Source organism: Kitasatospora sp. NPDC059327, from assembly GCF_042752535.1.
GTDB lineage: Bacteria > Actinomycetota > Actinomycetes > Streptomycetales > Streptomycetaceae > Kitasatospora.
Genome location: NZ_JBHYYB010000016.1, coordinates 1 through 18,336, shown reverse-complemented (window position 1 = coordinate 18,336; position 18,336 = coordinate 1). Strand labels below are relative to the sequence as shown.

Annotated in this window: 12 protein-coding genes and 1 tRNA gene; 4 read left to right on the top strand and 9 right to left on the bottom strand. The window is 73.2% G+C overall.

Features of this window, described 5'->3' with window-relative positions:
• Positions 1 to 616 precede the first annotated feature (616 nt).
• Positions 617 to 823 (top strand): developmental transcriptional regulator BldC, encoded by a 207-nt coding sequence (bldC, locus tag ACFXHB_RS12650; protein WP_014137253.1) that lies wholly within the window; start codon positions 617 to 619, stop codon positions 821 to 823.
• A 391-nt stretch (positions 824 to 1,214) separates the two neighbouring features.
• Here bldC and ACFXHB_RS12645 read toward each other — a convergent pair.
• Positions 1,215 to 1,288: transfer RNA gene (locus ACFXHB_RS12645), tRNA-Asp, on the bottom strand.
• 105 nt (positions 1,289 to 1,393) lie between these two features.
• The gene (gene hrpA / locus ACFXHB_RS12640; protein WP_380574020.1) at positions 1,394 to 5,395 is read right to left on the bottom strand and encodes an ATP-dependent RNA helicase HrpA; all 4,002 of its coding nucleotides are present in this window, start codon (positions 5,393 to 5,395) and stop codon (positions 1,394 to 1,396) included.
• Positions 5,396 to 5,571: 176 nt separating this feature from the next.
• On the opposite strand from hrpA, the gene ACFXHB_RS12635 reads away from it, so the two are divergent.
• A complete protein-coding gene (locus tag ACFXHB_RS12635) occupies positions 5,572 to 6,102 on the top strand; it encodes a SigE family RNA polymerase sigma factor (RefSeq protein WP_380574019.1) in 531 nt (176 codons plus the stop codon).
• On the top strand, positions 6,099 to 7,028 hold the full coding sequence (locus ACFXHB_RS12630) for a hypothetical protein (RefSeq protein ID WP_380574017.1): 930 nt from the start codon (positions 6,099 to 6,101) through the stop codon (positions 7,026 to 7,028). The genes ACFXHB_RS12635 and ACFXHB_RS12630 overlap by 4 nt, the downstream gene beginning before the upstream one ends.
• Before the next feature lie 126 nt (positions 7,029 to 7,154).
• On the opposite strand, the gene ACFXHB_RS12625 is transcribed toward ACFXHB_RS12630, so the two are convergent.
• The 7 genes from ACFXHB_RS12625 to ACFXHB_RS12595 all read right to left on the bottom strand — a co-directional run bounded on the left by ACFXHB_RS12625 (position 7,155) and on the right by ACFXHB_RS12595 (position 16,306).
• Positions 7,155 to 8,675, bottom strand: coding sequence for an ATP-binding protein (locus tag ACFXHB_RS12625; protein ID WP_380574016.1), 1,521 nt, complete (start codon positions 8,673 to 8,675; stop codon positions 7,155 to 7,157).
• Positions 8,676 to 8,776: 101 nt separating this feature from the next.
• On the bottom strand, positions 8,777 to 9,046 hold the full coding sequence (locus tag ACFXHB_RS12620) for a phosphopantetheine-binding protein (protein ID WP_380574014.1): 270 nt from the start codon (positions 9,044 to 9,046) through the stop codon (positions 8,777 to 8,779).
• Between the two features lie 48 nt (positions 9,047 to 9,094).
• On the bottom strand, positions 9,095 to 10,618 hold the full coding sequence (locus ACFXHB_RS12615) for a class I adenylate-forming enzyme family protein (protein ID WP_380574012.1): 1,524 nt from the start codon (positions 10,616 to 10,618) through the stop codon (positions 9,095 to 9,097).
• Positions 10,615 to 11,700 (bottom strand): holo-ACP synthase, encoded by a 1,086-nt coding sequence (gene acpS, locus ACFXHB_RS12610; RefSeq protein WP_380574011.1) that lies wholly within the window; start codon positions 11,698 to 11,700, stop codon positions 10,615 to 10,617. The genes ACFXHB_RS12615 and acpS overlap by 4 nt, the downstream gene beginning before the upstream one ends.
• Positions 11,697 to 12,992 (bottom strand): type III PLP-dependent enzyme, encoded by a 1,296-nt coding sequence (locus ACFXHB_RS12605; protein WP_380574010.1) that lies wholly within the window; start codon positions 12,990 to 12,992, stop codon positions 11,697 to 11,699. The genes acpS and ACFXHB_RS12605 overlap by 4 nt, the downstream gene beginning before the upstream one ends.
• Positions 12,993 to 13,148: 156 nt before the next feature.
• Entirely contained in the window at positions 13,149 to 14,489 is a 1,341-nt protein-coding gene (locus ACFXHB_RS12600; RefSeq protein ID WP_380574009.1) for an MFS transporter, read from the bottom strand.
• A complete protein-coding gene (locus tag ACFXHB_RS12595; RefSeq protein WP_380574008.1) occupies positions 14,486 to 16,306 on the bottom strand; it encodes a condensation domain-containing protein in 1,821 nt (606 codons plus the stop codon). The genes ACFXHB_RS12600 and ACFXHB_RS12595 overlap by 4 nt, the downstream gene beginning before the upstream one ends.
• A 535-nt stretch (positions 16,307 to 16,841) precedes the next feature.
• Here ACFXHB_RS12595 and ACFXHB_RS12590 point away from each other — a divergent pair.
• Positions 16,842 to 18,131, top strand: coding sequence for a hypothetical protein (locus ACFXHB_RS12590; protein WP_380574007.1), 1,290 nt, complete (start codon positions 16,842 to 16,844; stop codon positions 18,129 to 18,131).
• Positions 18,132 to 18,336: the final 205 nt, after the last annotated feature.

Below are 18,336 nucleotides of genomic sequence, written 5' to 3'. Positions count from 1 at the left end.
GGGAGAAGCGGGGGAGCTGCGGGGGGAGGCGTCGGGGGAGAAGCAGGGGAGCTGCGGGGGGAGGCGTCGGGGGCGCCGGGGCGGGGTCGTCGCGGGCCTGCCCGACGGGGCGTCAGTGCTGGTGGGGCGGGGTGTCGGTGGTACTTGTAAGACTGTAAGAGTCCTACGGCCCGAGCTGTATGACCAAGGTCCTGGTTCGGGTCAATACCTGCCGAACGTGACACTACTCACCGTTGACGCGAACTAACCCCTATGTGCAAAAATGGGACAACCAGCCCAACTTCACGTGAGCGTGCCCACTTTTGGGTGGTTCTGGAGTCGATGCGTGCTTTGCGGGAAAACGGCAGGTCTGGTCCGCGCGTAACCGGATGTCACTATAAGGTGACTGCCCGTTATGGGGTGGTCCATCGCCATCCGTCAGCCTTGAACCCGTGAGGGGTCAATTTTGGCGGTTTGGTCGATAGGGCTGGACGGATGGTGTAGTTGTAGACACCAGGACAAGCCGTTCGTCCTATAACCGACTCGGCCCGTCTATGCCATTTCGGGCATCGCGGGCCAAGGTGCAGAATTTGAAGGATAGAACCGCCCTGGTTCGGTTCTCCCGAGGAGGCCGCTCATGACCGCTCGTACCCCTGATGCTGAACCCCTGCTGACGCCGGCAGAGGTCGCCACCATGTTCCGCGTGGACCCGAAGACGGTTACCCGCTGGGCCAAGGCAGGCAAGCTGACATCCATTCGCACGCTTGGCGGGCACCGTCGTTACCGCGAGGCGGAGGTGCGCGCTCTGCTGGCCGGTATTCCCGCCCAGCGAACCGAGGCCTGATAGGCCGAAGGCTCTTTCAAAGGGGCTGCTTACCGGACTCCGCCGGGTCCGGTAAGCAGCCCTTTTGCATGCCCGCACGGATGTCCGTCCGCACTCCCGTCCGTACCCCCTCCGTCGCTCCCGGAGATCATGCCGGTCGTCCGGAATGTTGAACTCCGGATAACGATTTGAGGCTCCTGGGGCGGGGGGGATATACAGTTCATAGCTGTGCAATTTTACATATTAAATTGGCGCGCCCTCGGAGGGGGTGCCATGTGCCCGGTCTCAGGGAAACATAAGTGACGACGATCACGCGCGTCACCGCTTGTGGTCTAGACCTAGTCCGGGGTAAAGGCGTCCCGGCAAACGCGAGAGGCCCGGAACCAGACGGTTCCGGGCCTCTCGACTACGGCGATCCTGACGGGACTTGAACCCGCGACCTCCACCTTGACAGGGTGGCGAGCTAACCAACTGCTCCACAGGACCAGACTGTTCTGCCTTGTTCACCCGCTTGCCGCGCTGCGAACAAGACAGACTCTAGCCCATGGTGGGCCCCCAGGTCGAACTGGACCCCGAGGGCCCCCGCCCAGCTCAGAGCGTGGCCCTGGCGGCCTCCATCGCCTTCATGATCCGCTTCTCCGAGACGGGGGTCGGCGTCCCCAGCGACTGGGCGAAGAAACTGACCCGCAGCTCCTCGATCATCCAGCGGATCGCCAGCACCTCCGGGGAGGGCAGCTGCCCGGCCGGCACGGCCGCCAGCAGCTCCCCGTACTCCTGCTGCACCTGCTGCACCTTCAGCAGCTGCTGGGCGTCCCGTTGCGGGTGGTTGGGCAGCGCCTCCAGCCGGCGGTCCACCGCCAGCAGGTAGCGCTTGAGGTCCGGCAGCCGCCGCCAGCCCGTCTCGGTGACGAAGCCCGGGTGCACCAGCGAGGCCAGGTGCAGCCGGATGTCGTTCACCGCGGTCAGCAGCACCGGGCTGCTCACCGCCTTCAGCCGGGTCGAGGCCTTGTGGAAGGCGATCAGCGCGGTGGCGGTCTTCAGCGTGGTGTCCGCCGAGAGGTCGTAGAGGTCGGACCGGACCTTCTCGTGCAGCTTGCCGAAGGCCGCCTCGTCCCAGGCCGGCCCGCCGGCCGCGGTCATCAGCCGGTCGGTGGCGCAGGCCACCACGTCCTCGAACAGGGCCGGGATCGAGCCGTGCGGGTTGTACGAGAGCGCGAGCTTCGCCTGGTTGCCCAGCCGGCCCTGGATCGACTTGGCGGGCGAGTTGGTGGTCAGCATCAGCAGTCGCCGGGTGCCCTCCCACATCGCCTGGGCCTGCGCCTGCGGGGTGTCGAAGAGCTTGATCCCGACCGCGTCCCGCTCGTCCACCAGCGCCGGGTAGGCGCGCAGCGAGTGGCCGCGCGAGCGCTGCTCGAAGGTGCGCTGGAGCACCGGCAGCGAGGCCGGCCAGGCGGTCAGTCCGGACTGCTCGATGCCCTGGCCCGAGGCCGCCGAGGAGAGCGTCTCCTTGAGCTTGGGCTTCAGCCGGAGCCGGAGGTCCTCCAGGTCCTTGGACTCGGCGAGCTTCTTGCGGCCGTCCACCACCCGGAAGGTGACCCGGAGGTGGTCCGGTACCCGCTCGTCGTCCCAGGCCTCCGGCGGGACGGTGATCGCCGTCAGCCGCTTGAGGATGTGCTCCAGGGTGGGCAGCAGGGGCTCCTGGCGGTCCCTCACCTGGCGCAGGGCGGCCCTGGCGAAGTCCGGGGCCGGGACGAAGTTGCGGCGGATCGCCTTGGGCAGCGCCCGGATGTAGGCGGTGACCAGCTCCTCGCGCAGGCCGGGGATCTGCCAGTCGAAGCCCTCGGCGGTGACCTGGTTGAGCACCGGCAGCGGGATGTGGACGGTCACGCCGTCCGCGTCGCTGCCCGGCTCGAACTGGTAGGTGAGCTTGAAGCGGAGCTTGCCCTGCTGCCAGTAGTCCGGGTAGTCCGCCTCGGTGATGCCGTCCGCCGAGTCGTTGATCAGCATCGACTTCTCGAAGTTGAGCAGGTCCGGCTGGTCGTGCCGGGCCTTCTTCCACCAGGAGTCGAAGTGCCGGGTGGAGACGATGTCGTCGGGCAGCCGGCTGTCGTAGAAGTCGAACAGGGTCTGGTCGTCCACCATGATGTCCCGGCGGCGGGCCCGGTTCTCCAGCTCCTCGACCTCGCTGAGCAGCTTGCGGTTCTCGGCGAAGAACTGGTGGTGGGTCTCCCAGTCGCCCTCCACCAGCGCGTTGCGGATGAACAGCTCGCGGCAGAGCTCCGCGTCGATCCGGCCGTAGTTCACCTTGCGCTGGGCGATGATCGGCATCCCGTAGAGGGTCACCTTCTCGTAGGCCAGCACCGCGCCGGCCTTCTTCTCCCAGTGCGGCTCGCTGTAGCTGCGCTTGATCAGGTGGCCGGCCAGCGGCTCCACCCACTCGGGCTCGATCTTCGCGTTGATCCGGGCCCAGAGCCGGGACGTCTCGACCAGCTCGGCGGACATCACCCAGCGCGGCGGCTTCTTGAACAGGCCGGAGCCGGGGAAGACCGCGAACCGGGCCCCGCGGGCGCCGCCGTACTCGCGCTTCTCGACGTCGTAGAGGCCGAGGTGCGAGAGCAGCCCGGCCAGCAGCGACTGGTGGATCCGGTCGGCGTCCGGCTCGGCGTCCGGATGGGGCTCCTCGATCGTGACGCCGAGCTGCTTGGCGACCGTGCGGAGCTGGGAGTAGATGTCCTGCCACTCCCGTATCCGCAGGTAGTTGAGGAACTCGGCCTTGCACATCCGGCGGAAGGCCGAGGAGGAGAGCTCCTTCTGCTGCTCCCGTACGTAGCGCCACATGGCCAGGTAGGAGAGGAAGTCGGAGGTCTCGGACTGGAAGCGGCGGTGCCGGTCGTCGGCGGCCTGGCGCTTCTCGGTGGGGCGCTCGCGCGGGTCCTGGATGGAGAGCGCGGCGGCGATCACCATGACGTCGCGGACGCAGCCGTTCTTGTCGGCCTCCAGGACCATCCGGGCCATCCGCGGGTCCACCGGGAGCTGGGCCAGTTGCCGGCCGAGCGGGGTGAGGCGCTTGCGGACGTCCTTCTCCTCCGGGTCCAGCGCGCCGAGCTCGTGCAGGAGGTTGACGCCGTCCTTGATGTTGCGGGAGTCCGGCGGGTCCAGGAACGGGAAGGCGGCGATGTCGCCGAGGCCGGCGGCGGTCATCTGGAGGATGACCGAGGCCAGGTTGGTGCGCAGGATCTCGGCGTCGGTGAACTCGGGGCGGGAGAGGAAGTCCTCCTCCGAGTACAGCCGGATGCAGATGCCGTCCGAGGTACGGCCGCAGCGGCCCTTGCGCTGGTTGGCGCTGGCCTGGCTGATCGCCTCGATCGGCAGCCGCTGCACCTTGGTCCGGTGGCTGTAGCGGGAGATCCGGGCGGTGCCCGGGTCGATCACGTACTTGATGCCCGGGACGGTGAGGCTGGTCTCGGCGACGTTGGTCGCCAGCACGATCCGGCGGGAGCTGGAGCGCTGGAACACCTTGTGCTGCTCGGCCGAACTCAGCCGGGCGTAGAGCGGGAGGACCTCGGTGAACCTCAGCTTCAGCTTGTTGAGGGCGTCGGCGGTGTCGCGGATCTCGCGCTCGCCGGAGAGGAAGACCAGGATGTCGCCGGGGCCCTCGGCCTGGAGCTCCTCGGCGGCCTCGCAGATCGCCTGGATCTGGTCGCGGTCCCGGTCGGCGTCGCTGGGCCCGTTGTCGCCGTCCTGGTCCTCGGCGTCCTCGACGATCGGCCGGTACCGGACCTCGACCGGGTAGGTGCGGCCGGACACCTCGACGATCGGGGCGTCGCCGAAGTGGTGGGCGAAACGCTCGGGGTCGATGGTCGCCGAGGTGATGACGACCTTGAGGTCCGGGCGGCGGGGCAGCAGCTGCTTGACGTACCCGAGGATGAAGTCGATGTTGAGGCTGCGCTCGTGCGCCTCGTCGATGATCAGGGTGTCGTACTGGCGCAGCTCGCGGTCGGTCTGGATCTCGGCGAGCAGGATGCCGTCCGTCATCAGCTTGACCAGGGTGTCCGGGCCGACCTGGTCGGTGAACCGGACCTTCCAGCCGACCGCCTCGCCGAGCGGCGTGCGCAACTCCTCGGCGACGCGCTCGGCCACCGTACGGGCGGCGATCCGGCGGGGCTGGGTGTGCCCGACCAGGCCGCGGACCCCGCGGCCCAGCTCCAGACAGATCTTGGGGATCTGGGTGGTCTTGCCGGAGCCGGTCTCCCCCGCCACGATCACCACCTGGTGGTCGCGGATCGCGGCGAGGATCTCGTCCTTCTTCTGGCTGACCGGAAGCTCGGCGGGATAGTCGATCACGGGGACGGCGGCCCGGCGCCGCGCGACCAGCAGCTCGGCGCGCTCGATGTCCCCGGCGATCTCGGCGGCGACCTTCTGCCGGGCCTCGGGCTTGCGGACCCGCCGGGCGCCCTCCAGCCGGCGTCCGATCCGTACCTGGTCGCGCAGGGTCAGTTCGGGCAGACGGGCGGCCAGCTCGCCGATACCGGGGCCACCGCCCTCCGTGGACGCGTCGGCGGACTGGACTGCGGGAGAACTCACTGCGGGCATCCCTCTAGGTTCGCAAGGAGATGCGTCGGCGCGCACCTCGGTTTTCGAGCTCCTCCAGTGTCACAGCCGCTGCCGAGGATGTGCGAACCCCGTCCGGGGCGGCGTCCCCGGGGAACCCCGACGGCCGGGGCAACGGTCCGGGGCCGGCGCGGGCTCTGGAGGGTGAGGGGGTGCTCATGGGAGCGCAGAAGACCGAGCGGGACGAGGAGTTCCGCGCGTTCATCGCCGGGGCCTGGACGCGGTTGCTGAGGACGGCGTACCTGCTGGCGGGGGACAGCCACGCGGCGGAGGACCTGGTCCAGCAGGCCCTGGAACGGGCCTACGTCGCCTGGGGCCGGGTCCGCGCCGCGGACGATCCGCACGCCTACGTCCGCCGGATCCTGATCAACGAGCACGCCCGGCGGTTCCGGCGCAGGCCGCCGGAGCAGCTGGTCACCGCCGTGCCCGAGCGGGCCGGGCCGGAGGGTCCGGACGGCTTCGAGCGGCTGGACGAGCGCGCCGCGCTGCTGGCCGCCCTGGGCACGCTGCCGCCGAGGCAGCGGCAGGCGGTGGTGCTCCGCTATTGGGAGGACCTCAGCGAGACCCGGACCGCGGCCGCGATGGGCTGCTCGGTCGGCACGGTGAAGAGCCAGTCGGCCAAGGGCCTGGCCAAGCTGCGGGCGGCCACCTCACTCAGCGGGATGACGACGATCGGAGGCAGGGGATGAGCATGGGGGACGGACAGCACCTGAGCGAGGAGGAGGCGGCGGCCGTGCGGGGGCTGACCGACCTGGCCGAGGCGGCCGAGCTGCGGCCGGCGCCGTACGAGCTGCTGGTCACGGGCGGCCGGCGGCGGCTGCTGCGGCGGCGGCGGCTCTCGACGGCCGGGGCGGCGGCGGTCCTGCTGGCGGTGGTGGTCGGCGGCGGCACGGCCCTGGGCGGGATCGGCCGGGACACGGCGGGGGCCCCGGCCGCCGCGGCGCTGCCGGCCGCCGTGCCCGGGAGCGCGTCCGTGAGCCCGTCCGGGAGCGCGACCGCCGCGACGACGGCGACGCCCACGGCCGCCGGACGGGACCCGTTCACCCCCGTCCGGGTGGCGGTCGGGAAGGGCACCGCGGACGGCAAGGAGTGGCAGGCCTGGGCCGCGCTCTGGCCCGCCGGGACCAAGGAGCAAGCCCTCCAGCAGGCCGAGCGGATGTGGGCGGAGCGGCACGCCGCCATCCCGCAGCTGCCGAAGCCGGTCGAGGCCGACGTGCTCCGCTCCTGGCGGGCCGGCCGGGACCTGGTGAACCTCTACCTCACGGTGGACGGGCGGCGGCAGGTCGACGACTCGGTGCACGAGAGTGCCGTGCCGAGTGCGCCCGGTCCGCTGTCGACCGGCCGCGACGCCGGTCTGGAGGGCACGCTGCTCGGCTTCAAGGGTGGCGAGATGCACGCCTCGCCGGTGCTGCTGGCCGCCGTGGCCCCGGACGTCGCCCGGGTGGTCGTCACCTGGGACGACGGCAGCACCACCGAGCCGGTACCGGTCGGTGTCGGCGACTCCCCGGTCCGGTGGTTCGGAGTGGCGAAGAAGGCGGGCGGCAACGCCAGGTCCATCACGCTCCTCGGGCAGGACGGCGGCGTGCTCGCCACCGACCGGAACTGGATGCGCTGACCGGGGTCCGTCCGGCGCGGCCGGGTGCGGCCGTTGCGTGGCGGCGGACCGGCGGTGACCGTCGGGGTGGCCGGTCGCGGCGCGGGTCGGGCGGGGCGCGGGTCAGGCCTCCGGGCCGGGGCGCGGTCAGGCCTCCGGGCCGGGGCGGCCGAGTGCCTCCGAGAAGCAGAGCCTGGTCCGCATGATCCGGGTCCAGAGCACCAGGTCCCCCAGGACCCGGGCGTGGTGGGCGGCCGCGCGGACGTTCTCCTCGTCGCAGGGCAGCAGCCGGACGGCGACGCCGGACTCCACCAGCCGGGCGTGGTGCTCGGCGAGGGTGCAGAAGTACTCGGCGTGCCGGTGCCGCAGGGCGGAGTGGTGTCCCGCCTCGACACTGCGCTCGACCGCGAACGCCCGGAGCGGGCCGATCAGCCGGTACCGCAGCTGGTCGTCGTACCGGTGGACGGTGACCAGGGACTGGGTGACCAGGTCGCGCAGCGCCCGGGCGGTGTCCAGCGCGCTCCCGCCCGCCGCGCCGCGGCCGGTGCCGGCGACGAGGTGTTCGGCGGCCTCCAGGGAGAAGCCGCCGCGGAAGACCGAGACGGCGGCGAAGACCCGCTGCTCGATCGGCCGCAGCCGGATCCAACTGCGTTGCAGGGCCTGCCGGAGCGACTGGTGGTGGCCCTGCTGCGGGGCGCGGCGGCGCTCCAACAGGTCCAACTGGTGGGCCATCCGGGAGAGGATGTCCTCCAGGGTCATCGCGCTCAGCTGGCTGGCGGCCAGCTCCAGGGCCAGCGGGTGGCCGTCCAGTGCGGTGCAGAGGTGGGCCACGGCGGCGCAGTTGGCCTCGGTGAGCGACCAGAACGGCGCCGCTTCGGTGGCCCGTTGGACGAACAGCCGGCCGGCGGGGGAGCCGAGGACGCCCTGCCGGGTCGGGCCCCGGGGGGCGGTGATCGGGCCGAGCTGCCAGCTGGACTCCAGGGCGAGGCCGAGCGGCTCGCGGCTGGTGGTGAGCAGTCTGGTGCGGTTGTCGGCCGAGCGCAGCAGGAAGGCCGCGAGCCGGGACACCGCGTCGAGGGCGTCGTCGGCGTTGTCGAGCACCAGGAGGGCGGGCGGCCGGGTGCGGCCGCCGCGCAGGTCGGCGGTGAGCACGGCCAGGACCTCGCGGGTGTCGTCCTGGGCGAGGTCGACGAACCAGACCGGGCCCTCCGCCCGCAGCGCGTGCTCGGCGGCCACGCGGGACTTGCCGATGCCCGGCGGCCCGGTGAGGGTGGCCGCCCGGTGCTGCTGCAGGACGTGTCCGAGCCGGCGCAGATCGTCGGCCCGGCCGAGCAGTTCGGTCCCGTGGACGGGTGGTGCCAGACAGCCCGGATCGTGCGGGGGCTGCCCGCCGCGCCGGGGCGGCGCCTGGTCCGGGGCGGCGGCGGGGCGCCGGGTGCGGCGCAGCTCGCGCAGCACCCGGTCGGCCTCGGTGCGGGAGAGTTGCAGCGCCCGGCAGAGCGCGAGGACCGAACTCTGCCGGGGCCGGCCGATCCGTTCGTTCTCCAGGTTGCCGATGGTGCGGACGCTGACTCCCGAGGCGTCGGCCAGCCGTTCCTGCGTCCACCCCCGGGACTCCCGGAAGGTGCGCAGAAGACGGCCGGAATCCCCGGTACCCGCCGATGTCACGTCATCGGCATACACGCGGCCACCCCCACAGTGATCTGCCCCGGGGGTGAAGATACCGACCTACGCGATGTCAGGTCTAGACCAACCTGGAACGCCGCAGGTCAGGCGGTCGCCGAAAGCTCACCACGGGTGGCCAGGACGAAGTCGGTGAACGTTCCGACGGAGGCGAAGTCCTCGATGTCCAGTGTCTCCGGGTCGACGACCAGCTCGATCGAGTCCTCCAGGGCCATCAGGAGCTCCAGCATGGTCGTCGAGTCCAGGTGCAGGTCGTCGAAGAGGCGGACGTCGTCGGCCAGGCCCGCGATCTCGCGCTCCAGCACGTCGCTGAGGGCGGTCTCCAGGGCGTTCACGATGTACTGACGGTCAGTCATGACGGTTCCTTGTCCTGTTGGTTGGGTGTTCGGCTGGGCGGGGGTGGGTCAGACGGTGGCTTCGGCCAGGGTCTCCGCGAGCCGGCGGCGGTCGACCTTGCCGTTGGCGCTGAGCGGCAGCTCGTCCAGCACCACGCACCTGCGCGGGATCTTGTACACCTCGATCTGCTCGCGCATCAGCTCCAGCACCTCGGGCCCCTCGATCCGCCCGACCACGGCGAGCACCGACGGCCGGCGGCCCGAGGGCGGGAGGACGGCGGCCGAGACCACGCCCGGCACCCGGTGGGCGGCGGCCTCCACCTCGGTCGCGCTGAGGCGGAACCCGTTCTCCTTGTAGAGGTCGTCCCGGCGGCCGCTGAAGTAGACGAAGCCGTCCTCGTCGATCCGGCCGTAGTCGCCGGTCCAGAGTTCGGGGAAGAGGCCGTCCCGGTGCCGGAACCGCTCGGCGTTCAACTCCGGACGGCGCCAGTAGCCGGCCATCACGTGCGGGCCGCGGACCACCAGCTGACCGATCTCGCCGGGGGGCAGGACGGTGCCGTCGTCGTCGACGGCGAGGACCTCCGTGCCGGGCAGCGGCAGGCCGCACGAGCCGGGCCGGTCCAGATCGCCGTCCGGTGGCATGATCGTGGCCCGCTTGCACTCGGTCAGGCCGTACATGACCTGGACCTTGAGGCCCGGCAGGACCGCGCGCAGGGCGGCGATGGTCTCCGTCGACAGGGCGGCCCCGGTGTTGGTGAGCAGCCGCAGGGCCGGCAGCTTCCGCGCCGACCGGGGCAGCAGCCAGGCCAGGCCCTCGGCGGCCGAGGGGACGCCGGGCAGGACGGTCGCGCCGGTGTCGGCCAGCCGGCGCAGCAGCAGCGGCCCCGCCTCGTTCGGCCGGCCGAGCCACAGGTGGGCGCCGCTCAGCACGGCCAGGTGCACCTGGTAGAGGCCGTAGTCGAAGGACAGCGGCAGCGGGCAGTAGACGACGTCCTTCGCGCGGTAGCCGAGCACGGACTGGATGGCCCGGGCCGCGAACAGCACCTGCTGGTGGGTGCTGACCACGGCCTTCGGCAGGGCGGTGGTGCCGGAGGTGTAGATCAGGCTGACCGGATCGACCGCCAGCACGCCGGGGTCGGGCAGCGGCTCGGCGGGGTCGGCCGGGACGGCCGGGAAGGCGGCGTCGGTCAGGGCCGACAGGGGCAGGGCGGCGATCGAGCGCGCGTCGGCGTCGGCCCGGTCGACCGCGTCCTCGGTGATCAGCAGCCGCGGCTCGCAGTCGGCGAGGACGTGGGCCAGCGGCGTGCCGTGCACCTGCTCGTGCAGCAGGGTGTAGGCCGCGCCGACCCGGGAGGCCGCGAAGACGAGCACCGCGAGGGCGGGCCCGGACGGCGCCGCCACCACGACGCGGTCGCCCCGGCCGACCCCGGTCTCCCGCAGCCACCGGGCCACCCGCACACTGGCCGCCGCGAACGCGCGGTAGTCCAGGGTCAGGTCGTCCCGCGACAGCGCGGGGCGGTCGGGCCAGCGGTCGGCCGCCCGGTCGAGCAGCTCGTGCAGCAGGGACGGCGGCGACGGCTCCGGTCCGGTCATCGTGAACTCCCGACAGAGATGGTGGACGTGGCGAGATCGGCGCTCGCGACGGCCCCGGCGGGCCCGGTGCGGGCGGTCCGGCGGGCGCGGGCCGGCGGGGGCACCACGGCGGTCGCCGTGGCGGTGCAGACGAGCAGGGGTTCGGCCAGCACCTCGGCGGCCGAGGACGACCGCTCCGGCCGGGCGGCGATCACCTTGTACGCCTCGAACTCGACCACCCGTCGCAGCCGGGTCCGGCGGACCAGCCGGGCGGTCAGCTCCAGGTAGTCGCCCGGGCGGCAGGGCGCGGTGAACCGGACGGCGGAGTACTCGGAGAGCAGCCCCTCGTCGCCGTCGGTGCGGATGGTGATCTCGGTGATCAGGTCGCCGAACAGGCCCAGCAGGCGGGCGCCGGGCACCAGGCCGCCGCCGTAGTGGGCGTCCTCCTGGCCGAGCCGCAGCCGCAGCCGGGCGACGACCGGCGGTTCGTCCGGCCGGGCCGGGTTCGCCTCGGTGGTGGTCTCCGGCGCGGGGTGGGGCTGCGCCGCGTGCGGTGGGGTGGCGGGTGGTCGGTCCATGCGGAGTTCCTCAGGGTCGGCGAGGTCGGGGCGGGCGGAGCGGGCGGGGCGTTCGGCGCGGTCCGAGCGGGTGGCCGGGCCGGCCGGGGTGACGGGGCCGGCGGCCGGTGGCGCGGGGGCGGCGGCCGGCGGGGCGGGCGGGTCGAGCCGCCCGACCGCCACGGCGGTCACCGCCCGGCGCTTGTGGGCGATGGACACGGCGGCACCGGCCAGGCCCAGTTCGGCGGCCCGGGCGGCGGCCCGGCCGTGCAGCCGCAGTGCCGGCCGGCCCGTCGGGTCCTGGCCGACGGCGATCTCGCGCGGTGCGATGCCGCGCAGCAGCCCGGTGCCGAGCACCTTCAGGACGGCCTCCTTGGCGGCGAACCGGCCGGCCAGGAACTCCCGGCGCCGGCCCGCCCCGAGCTGCCCCGCGCGGACCAGCTCCTCCTCGGCGAAGCAGTGCCGCAGGAACCACGGCCGCTCGCAGAGCCGGTCGAGCTCGCCGAGTTCCAGGACGTCGATGCCGATCAGGGGCGCGCCGCTCACGGCCCGACCTCCGCCCCGGTGACCGGGTCCACCAGCCGCTGCTTGGCCAGCAGATCGGCCAGGGTGTCCCGCTCCCGGACCAGATGGGCCGTCCCCCGGTGCACCAGGACCTCGGCCGGGTAGCCGTGGCTGAGGAACAGCCCCGGTGAGGCCGTCGGTCCGTACGCGCCGGAGCGTTCGACCCCGAGCAGGTCGCCGGGGGCCACCTCGGGCAGTTCGACCTTCTTCGCGATGACGTCGTTCGGCGTGCAGAGCGGTCCGGTCACGGAGTAGGCGCGCACCGCGGCCTCGGCGGGCCGCCCGAGGTGGCGGATCGGGAAGTTGCGCTTCACGAAGCTGCCCACGCCGACCGCCGCCATGTGGTGGTTGGTGCCGCCGTCGGCCACCACGAACCACTCGCCCTTCGACTGCTTCACGTAGCGGGCCCGGACGACGTAGGTGCCGGCCCAGGCGGTGAGGTAGCGGCCGAGTTCCATGATCAGCCGGCAGTCCGGGTGCCGCGCCGCGAACGGGGCCACCACCTCGCGCAGGCCGGCACCCAGCTCGGCCAGGTCCAGCTCCTTCTCGTTGTCGAAGTACGGCACACCCAGGCCGCCGCCGAAGTCCACCGTCCCCAGCGGGACGCCGAGTTCCTCCGACAGCCGCTCGGCCTCGGCGAGGATCTCGCGGGTGTTGTGCACGACGTCCGCGTGGTCGAGGAAACGGGTGCCCATATAGGCGTGCAGGCCCGCGAGTTCGACGTGCCGAAGGCCCGCCAGGGCCGGGTGGGCCGCCCGCAGGACGTCCAGGTCGATGCCGAACTGGCGCGGCTTGCCGCCCATCGCGAGGCCGGAGCCCTTGGTGGCGAAGTCCGGGTTGATCCGCAGCATCGCGCGGCACGGGCCGGTGCCGGCCGCCGCCACCAGCTCGTCCAGCTGCAGCAGCTCCTCCACCGACTCGCACACCACCGCGTGGATGCCGGCCTCGACGCACGCGGCCAGTTCGGCGGCGTCCTTGCCGGGCCCGAGGAAGATCACGTCCTCCGGCGCGACGCCCGCCCGCAGCGCGGTGACCAGCTCGACGTGCGAGGAGACCTCCGCCCCCGCGCCCAGCGACCGGAGCAGGGCGCAGACGCTGATGTTCGGGTTCGCCTTCAGGGAGAAGAAGACGTCGACCTCGTCGGGCAGGACGGCCCGGAGGCCCTGGAAGGTGCTTTCGAGCACCTCGCCGTCGTAGACGAAGAGCGGAGTGCCGAACCGCTCGGCCAGCTCCGTGATCGCGATTCCCTGGAACCGCGTCTCGCCTGTACTCATCGGTTGGTCCCCCTCGGAGACTCGTTCGGTGACTCGTTCGGTCGGGTGGGTGTGCGGGCCCGCGCCCGCAGGGGCGGGCCGGTGCTCACGCGGGTCGTTCGGCGGGCCCGCAGGGGCGGCCCGGTGCTCGTACGGGGTCGTTCGGCGGGCCCGCGCTCACGCGGCGGGCGACGGGTCGGCGGCCGCCGTGACGGCCCGCAGCCCGCGGATCGCCGGTACCGCCGGCAGCGCGACGCAGCAGCCCAGGGCCAGGACGGTGGCCCCGATCAGGACGTGCTGCCCGCCCAGCCGCTCGGCCAGCGGTCCGGCGAACGTGCGGCCGAGCGCCATCGCGGCCAGTGAGCCGGTGACGTCGTAGGCGTACATCCGGTTCAGCAGCGCGGTCGGGACCTGGGTCTGGACGGTCGTCGCCCAGATCACGCCCCAGAACGCGCAGCCCACGCCGGCCGCGGCCCACCCGGCGGCGACCGCCCACGGCGGCAGGCCGAGGGCCGGTGCCAACGGGTAGACGGTGAAGAGCGTCAGCGCCGCGGCGCCCGCCAGCAGCGGCCGTTGCGGGCGGGCCTTCATCGCGATCGCGCCGCCCACCGCGCAGCCGCCGCCGAAGGCCGCCATCGCGGCGCCGTAGGCGGTCGCCCCGTGCTCCTCGATGATCATCACTCCGCCGAGTGCCAGCGACACCCCGGCGACCGTGAAGCCGTAGACGGTGTACAGCGAGATCACGCCCCAGAGCCAGGTACGGGCCCGGAACTCGCGCCATCCGTCGGCCAGCTGACGCAGCAGCGAGCCGCCTTCGGCAGCCTGCGGCACGAGCTTCACCCGCAGGGCGAGCAGGCACCAGCCGCTGATGCCGTACGTCGCCGCGTACACCGCGAAGACCGCCCCGGGCGAGAGCGCGGCGACCATGGCACCGGCCAGGGCCGGGCCGAACAGCGCGGCCAGTGCCTCGGCGACCCGCAGCGAACCGTTGGCCCGCTGGACGTCCGTCGACACCGCCGGCACCATCGACGCCACGCCCGGCTGGAACATCGCCGTCGCCACGCCGCTCACCACCTGCGCCGCGATGATCTGCCAGAGCGAGGGCGTGCCCAGCAGGAAGCCGAGCGCGACCACGCTCTGCACCACCAGGCGCACGCCGTCGGCCCAGACCATCAGGCGGCGCGGGGTCAGCCGGTCGGCGAGCGCGCCGCCGAAGAGCATGCACAGGGCCAGCGCGGCGGTCCAGGAACCGAGTGCGTAACCGACCCCGCTCGGGCCGTACCCCGCGTCCAGGATGCCCACCGAGAGGGCCACCGGCAGCATCGCGTCGCCCAGCATGGCCACCGTGCGGGCGGTGAAGAACAGCCGGAAGTCGCGGCTCCAGAGCCGGCTCGGGGACGGCCCCCGCGAGGGCGGGACCGGGGACGTGCCGGGCGGGAGGTCCTTGCTCCGGTCCGCACTACGGTCCGCACGTCGCTCGGTGGGGGTGGCGGCGGGGGCCTCCTCGACGCTGCTCACCGGCCCGGCCCCTCGGTCAGCACGGGCAGCGCCCGCCAGGCGTCGGCCGCGTCGGCTCCGGGGGCGTCCGGCGCCGGCCCGGTGTGCGCGATGTACCACTGCGGGGTGATGGCGCTCGGCCGGCCCGGCAGCAGGTCGAGCATCCGCCGGTGCACCCCGGCCAGGTCGGCGTCGTCGGTCGCGTCGTCGGTCCTGTCGTCGGCCGCGTCGCCGGTCGCGGGGCGGGCCACCGGCGCGGCCAGGTGGCAGACGAGCCGGTGGCCGAGCCGCTCGTCCGGCTCGGCGAGCACGAGGTGCGGCCGGTCGCCCAGCACGTCGGCGGCCAGCCTGCGCACGGCCACCAGGTCCACCCAGCAACGGTCGCTGCGCACCCAGTCCGCGCCGCGCCGCACCGGCGTCAGCGCGGTCAGCCCGGGCAGCCGGTCCAGTGCCAGGTCACCATCGGCCGCCGCGGCCAGCAGCCGGACGAACGAGCGCCCGAACTCGGCCGCCTGTCCGGCCGTGAGCACCTGCGGGTCGGCCCAGAGCCCGAGGTCCAGCCGGTCCTCCAGGCGGTGGGCGATCAGCACCAGCCGGCTCGGCACCAGCTCGGCCGGCAGCGGGTCGAGCCGCAGGTCGAGCGTCTCGTCGTACTCGCCCCGGTCCTTCCCCTCGCCGGGCGTGCGCACCGAGGGGAACCGTCGCCCGGCCGAGGCGGCGGCTCCCTTTCCGAGCGCGCTCATGTCGTTGAAGACCAGGTCACGGGCGAAGGAGATGCCGCGCTGCGCCCCGACCCCGTTGATCACCTCCCAGGCCCGGATCGGGTCGAACCAGCTGGCCCGGTAGGCCCGCATCGCCTCGGCCCGGCACTCCCGGGCCAGCTGGTCGAAGGTCTCGGGCGCGGCGGTGTCGAGCAGTAGCATCGCGTCCTGGGCGAGGGTCCCGAAGTAGCCGCGCAGCTCCTTGACCACCCGGTTGGCGGAGAGCGAGGTGATCGCGCAGTCCGGTTCGGCCACCCGTCGCGCGACCAGCGCGCCGAAGGCCGCGAGGGTGATGACCGAGCGGGAGACCCCGGTGCGTTCGGCGATCCGGCCGAGGTGCTCGGCGGCCCGCTCCGAGACGATCCGCAGCCCGGTGTGGTGCCAGTCCTTCTCCGCCGGGTCGGTCAGACCGGGGAGGGCGAAGGCGGCCTGCGGCACGGCGCGCATCCGGGCGTCCCAGTAGGACAGCGAGGACTCGGTCAGCCGGCGCACGCTGGGCCGCTCCTCCAGGGCCACCACGTCGATCGGCTGCAGCGCGGCCGCGGCCGGCAGCTCGCGGCCGTCCATCAGGGCGGCCCACTCCTCGACCAGGATCTCCCAGCTGGTGGCGTCCATGGCGGTGTGGCAGACCACGCAGACCAGCAGCGCGGGGGCTCCGCCGGAGAGCACCACCGCCAGCCGCACCGGCAGGTCGGCCTCCAGGTCGAAACCGCCGGTCCGCAGCTCGCGGCCCAGGACGATCCCGGTCTCGGCCGGATCGCCGTCGGCCTCCACCAGCAGGAGGTCCAGCGATCCCTCGCCGGCCACCACCTGGACGGTGTCCGGGCCGATGCCCGGCGCGATCCGGTAGGTCGTGCGCAGCGACTCGTGCCGCTCCAGCAACACGCCGACCGCCGCCTCGACCTCGCCGAGCCCGGTGCCGTCCGGGACGGGCAGCACCGAGGTCAGGTTCAGATGGGACGGGTCGTCGTCCACGATGACCGCGCGCAGCAGGTTGGTGAGCCCGAAGGCCAGTGGACCGCTGCGGGCGGAAAGCCCCGAGAACCCGACCTTCGACAACAGCCTCTGCTGTGCCATGCCGCTCTGCCTCCTCCGCGACTCCGGGCCCGGGAAGGAGCCCCGGGCCTCGTGCGGTGCAAGTGAAGGCAGGGGCGGAGGGGGGCGGCCAGGAAGCGAGGTCGGCAATATTGCCGGTCCCGCGGGCGGCACGGAGGGGCCTGGACTGCGGCGGCGCGCCACCGGCCGCGCTGACCGGAAGCTTCCGGTCCGCCCGGAGTTGCCGGTTGTTTGCCTCCCCGGTGCCGGTCGGGCCGGTCCCCGGGGCGGGTGGCGGCCCGACCGGCACCGGGGAGGGCCGCGGACGGGCGGGGGCCGGTGCGCGAAGGCGGTCCGGAATTTCTTCGAACCCACCCGCAACCCCGGCGAGGGATGCGCGTCTGGTCAAGTGAGAGGCACGGAAGCGAGCACTTTCCGAAGGCGGGGGGATCCGCCGCCCGTGACCCGGTGGGTCACGGGCCGCCTCAGCCGCTCACCCGATCCACCCACCCAGTCACCGACGGCGCCGCCGATCCGACGTTCGGCGTGCCCGCAACCAGAAGTTCCAGGGGGAACCATGTCCGGCACCACCCGTGTCCGCCGTTCGCGCCGCACCGTCACCGCTGCCGCCGCCCTCGGGGTCGTCGCGCTCAGCGGCTCGCTCGCACTCCCGTCGCAGAGCGCCTTCGCCGGGACCGCGCCGGGCGTGAAGCTCGCGGTCCAGGCGCCGGCCTCGGTCGGGTTCGCCGGTCAGCCGGTCGCCTTCACCGAGACGATCACCAACACCGGCGCCGAGGCCGCCACCTACGCGCTCTCCCTGACGACCACCAGTGAGCAGGGGACGCCGTCGGACGCGGTCACGATCGGCTACAAGGACCCGGCGAACGGCGCGTGGAAGTCGGTGCCGCTGGAGTTCCGCACCGGGACCGACACGGCCACCTACGACGGCACGGTACGCGGCATCACCGTCCCGGCCGGCCGGACGGTCAAGCTGAGCATGCGGATCGGCGCGCCCATGGGCCTGCCGCACCGGGGGGCCACCAACGGCGGATTCCGCGCCATGGCCCTGCGTTCCGCCGTGACCCTGCCGGGATCGGACGTGGCGCTGGCCGAGCAGGTCAAGACGATCAAGGTCGAGTCGATCCGGACCTCACTCGCCTCGGTGCCCGCCACGGCGGTCGCCGGCGGCGCGCCGGTCGAGTTCGACGCCGTCCTCGCGAACCCCACGCCGTCCGGCTACGTCAACCTCGGCAACGTGCTGTTCAGTGACGCCCACGCCACGGTGCAGGTCCGCGAGGCGGACGGGACCTGGACCACGCCGAGGAAGGTGACCGGCGGCACCGCCGGCGACCTGACCGGTGTCTACCTGCGGGGCCGCGACTCCACCATCGGTGCCGGAAAGACCCTGGTGACCCGGGTCCGTGTGTCGTACGACGCGAACACGCCGCTGGGCGCGAGCAGGATCAGCCCGTGCCTCTTCGTCAACGAGGGCTCCGTGCCGTTCCAGGGGACGACCCTCTGCGGCAGCGGCAGCACTGTGAAGGTCGTCGCACCGACCGGGGCGCCCGTCCGGCCGACCGCCGCCCCGGCTGCCAAGGTGCCGGCCAAGGTGCCCGCCAAGCCGGCGGCCGCCGAGCCGGTGGCGAAGGTGCCGGCCGAGCCGGTGGCCGCGGCCCAGCCCACCGCGGCCGCCCCCGCCCCCGCTCCCGCCACGGTCCCGGCCGCCGACCCGGCCGCGCCGGTCGTCGGCGAACTCGCCGCCACCGGAGCCGGAACCGACCTGGCCCAGGTCGTCGCCGCCGCGGTCCTCTCCACCCTCGGCGCCGCCGCGGTCCTTCTCGCCCGCCGCCTGCGCCGCCGCGCCTGAGCCACCGCCGCTCCCGTCCGGCCCCGGCCACCCGCGCGACCGGCTCACCCGAGCCGGTCGCGCGCCCGCTGCCGTCCCCGGAGAACGCGAAAGGCCCCGGAGAGCGAACTCTTAGGTTCAAGGGGTCGTCGCAACACCGCTTGGTTTCAGACGGTGAGTAGATCACGTAGACGCTCGGCTGGGGTATCCCCGCCGAGCGTCTTGC